This window comes from Actinotalea sp. C106 (genome assembly GCF_023630195.1).
Classification (GTDB): domain Bacteria; phylum Actinomycetota; class Actinomycetes; order Actinomycetales; family Cellulomonadaceae; genus Actinotalea.
The window spans coordinates 1-2,421 of record NZ_JALPKN010000388.1 but is presented as its reverse complement, the minus strand read 5'-3'; the positions used below and the strand labels follow the sequence as shown (position 1 = coordinate 2,421).

Annotated in this window: 3 protein-coding genes; 1 reads left to right on the top strand and 2 read right to left on the bottom strand. The window is 73.5% G+C overall.

All coding sequences use genetic code 11. The features are described from left to right. Positions 1–44: 44 nt before the first annotated feature. Positions 45–1,109 (bottom strand): ATP-dependent DNA ligase, encoded by a 1,065-nt coding sequence (locus tag L0B03_RS16705; RefSeq protein WP_250447970.1) that lies wholly within the window; start codon positions 1,107–1,109, stop codon positions 45–47. A gap of 120 nt (positions 1,110–1,229) precedes the next feature. Here L0B03_RS16705 and L0B03_RS16700 point away from each other — a divergent pair, with 120 nt between their 5' ends. Beyond that, positions 1,230–2,021 (top strand): hypothetical protein, encoded by a 792-nt coding sequence (locus L0B03_RS16700; RefSeq protein ID WP_250447968.1) that lies wholly within the window; start codon positions 1,230–1,232, stop codon positions 2,019–2,021. A 142-nt stretch (positions 2,022–2,163) separates the two neighbouring features. Here the strand turns inward: L0B03_RS16700 and L0B03_RS16695 are convergent. Beyond that, positions 2,164–2,421: DUF2599 domain-containing protein (locus L0B03_RS16695; protein ID WP_250447966.1), on the bottom strand; the 258-nt coding region annotated here is incomplete at its 5' end.

Here is a 2,421-nt window from a genome sequence, read left to right as displayed (position 1 = left end):
GGGCCCGGCCGCTGCGGCCGCCGTCGGCCCGGTGCCCGGGGCGCTCATCCGGCGAGCACCTCGCCCAGGTCGAAGCGCACGGGCACCTCGAGCTGGGCGTACGTGCAGGTCGCTGCCTCGCGGTCGGGCCGCCAGCGGGAGAACTGGGTGGTGTGCCGGAAGCGCCGGCCCTCCATGTGGTCGTAGCGCACCTCGACCACGCGCTCGGGGCGCAGCGGGACGAAGGACAGGTCCTTGCCCGCGTTCCACCGGCTGGTCTCGGCCTCGCGCGGGGTGCGGGTTCCCGAGGCCTGCGCCTCGGCGGTCCACGGGTGGTCCGCGGCGTCCGTCACCCACTCCTGCAGCTCGGCGAAGAGCTCACGCCGTCGGGCCATGGGGAAGGAGCTCGTCACCCCGACCGAGGCGAGCACCCCCTCGTCGTCGTACAGGCCGAGCAGCAGGGAGCCGACCGCGGCCTCGTCGTTCTTGTGCACCCGGTAGCCGGCGACCACGCAGTCGGCCGTGCGCTGGTGCTTGATCTTGGTCATCGCCCGCTTGCCCTGCTGGTAGGTCAGGTCCGTGCGCTTGGCGATCACCCCGTCGAGCCCGGCCCCCTCGAAGGTCTCGAACCACTCCTGGGCCTCGGCCAGGTCGGTGGTGGTCCGCGTCAGGTAGACCCCGGGGCCGCCACCCGGCACGGCCTCCTCGAGCAGGGATCGGCGCTCGCTCAGCGGCCGACCGGTGAGGTCCTCGCCGTCGAGGGCTAGCAGGTCGAAGACGACGAAGGCCGCCGGGGTGGTCCGCGCGAGCTGCTGGACACGCGAGTCGGCCGGGTGGATCCGCTGCAGCAGGGCCTCGAAGTCCAGGCCGGTCGCGTCGGCGTTGGTGACCACGAGCTCGCCGTCGACCACGCACCGCTCGGGCAGCTCGCGCAGGGCCGAGGCCACCACCTCGGGGAAGTACCGGGTGATCGGCTTGGTGGTGCGGCTGCCGATCTCGACCTCGTTCCCGTCGCGGAACACGATCGCCCGGAACCCGTCCCACTTGGGCTCGTAGTGCTGGCCCGCGGGGATCTCGGGCACGGCCTTGGCGAGCATCGGGTCGACGGGCGGCATCACCGGGAGATCCATGGGCCCATCTTGGTGGCGGGGCGTCCCCGCGTCACCCGGTCGCCGGGTACTGGGCGCCGCGGTGGTGGGCGGACGCGCCGGCGCTGCGGGGGCCGAGGGAGCGGGCTAGCGTCGCGAAGGATGAACCTGCTGCCCTCCCACGCCCTGGTGGCGCTGGTCCCGGTCCTCCTGCTCGTGGTCGTGCACCTGATGGCGAGCCGGGTCCGGGACGCCGTAGGACGCCACCAGCAGGCTGTGGTCTCTGTCGCGGGAGGGATCTCGGTCACGTACGTCTTCCTGCACCTGCTACCTGAGGTCGCTGCGGGGGCGGCCGTGGTCGGGGCCACGCTCGACGGGCTGGTCGCACCGGTCCCGCTCCAGGAGATCGCCGTCTTCGTCGTCGCGCTCGCCGGTTTCACGACGTTCTACCTGGCCGAGCGCTTCGCGGCGAGGACGGGATCGCCGCGGCACGGCCCTGGCGACGGCGCGGGGGAGGCGAGCAGCGCGGCCTTCGCGGTGCACGTCGGCGCCTTCGGCCTCTACAACATCGCCGTCGCCTACACCCTGCCCGAGCGGCTCGCGGAGGACGCCGTGAGCGCGACGGTGTTCACCGTCGCGATCGCCGTGCACGTCCTGGTGGTCGACCGTGGGCTGGCCGAGCACTACCCGCACCGCTACCGCCGGGTGGGACGGTTCGTGCTGGCCGGAGCCCTGCTGGTCGGCTGGGGGGCCGCCGGGATCGCCGCGCCGACCAGCTCCCTGACGGTCAGCCTCATGACGGCCCTCGTCTCCGGATCGGTACTGCTCACGGTCTTCCAGGAAGAGCTGCCCCAGGCGGGTCGCTCACGGGTCGGCCCCTTCCTCGCGGGGGTCGTCGGCTACGCGGTCCTCCTCGTCCTGGTCGCGGTCCTCGCCCACGGGCAGGCCGACTGACCGCCCCTCCGCCTCCACCCGCCTCGCCCGCCCCACCTGCCTCACCCGTCGAGATGTCACTTCTTGCCGCATCACAGCGAGGCGGTTCCGACAAGAAGTGACATCTCGACGAGGGAGGTGGGCTGGGTAGGTGGGGCGGGGGTCAGGTCGGGTTGCAGAGGGCCGCGAGGGTCTCCAGGAGCCCGACGTCGGGGCGCCACGGCTCGAGGTTCCAGCTCGCCTTGTCCGGGGCGCCCAGGGCGTGGCAGGTGAGCTGGTCGCGCATCTGGTTGCCCGAGGCCTCCTCGCCCAAGGCGGCGACCTCGGCCCACACCGCCTCGACCCCCGCCGACCCTGCCTGCCGGGCCCACGCCGTCGGCACGACGGCGAGGCTGCGGCCCCCCTCGTCCGCGCGCTCGGC

Bases quoted from the DNA above. Each gene is read 5' to 3' on its own strand.
- L0B03_RS16705 (WP_250447970.1), bottom strand. From the start codon at position 1,109: ATGGATCTCCCGGTGATGCCGCCCGTCGACCCGATGCTCGCCAAGGCC.
- L0B03_RS16700 (WP_250447968.1), top strand. From the start codon at position 1,230: ATGAACCTGCTGCCCTCCCACGCCCTGGTGGCGCTGGTCCCGGTCCTC.